Source organism: Streptococcus sp. DD11, from assembly GCF_001578865.1.
GTDB lineage: Bacteria > Bacillota > Bacilli > Lactobacillales > Streptococcaceae > Streptococcus > Streptococcus panodentis.
Genome location: NZ_KQ969449.1, coordinates 1 through 433, shown reverse-complemented (window position 1 = coordinate 433; position 433 = coordinate 1). Strand labels below are relative to the sequence as shown.

The following is a 433-nucleotide window of genomic DNA, read 5'->3' as shown; positions in this document are numbered from 1 at the left end:
CAGCCCAATAATCAACGTCAAACAGCCCTTTTATGCGCCCCTGCAAAAAGAGACGATCCCAAAATCTTAGAAAGGCATATTTCCAAGCCCCTGTCTCCTTTCTATCTTTAAAGAATCCTAAAAAGAATAATGAATAAATTCCGACGGCAATAAGAAAATGAATAAATAGTCCTAGTAAATAAGTCCATGACGGTGCTCCGCCTATCAAAACATTATCTTGACCGTCTCTCCATGAGAAAGCCTCAATCAATCCTCTCCAAAAATAATCCCAATCACTCATCATATTTCCTTCTAGTATTCCTTTTACGTAAAATTCCTTGCTGTTCTTATCTTTTTTTACAGCCAATTAAATCTCAACATTCTTCGATTTTGTCTTCAGCATCTTTATCTGCCAACTATTGGGTTGAAAAAATGGTTCAACTATTTTCAAAAA

Annotated in this window: 1 pseudogene; it reads right to left on the bottom strand. The window is 35.8% G+C overall.

What is annotated here, in order from left to right:
* Positions 1-346 (bottom strand): annotated as a pseudogene (locus STRDD11_RS13350) (hypothetical protein); the annotation flags it as partial.
* Between the last annotated feature and the right edge of the window lie 87 nt (positions 347-433).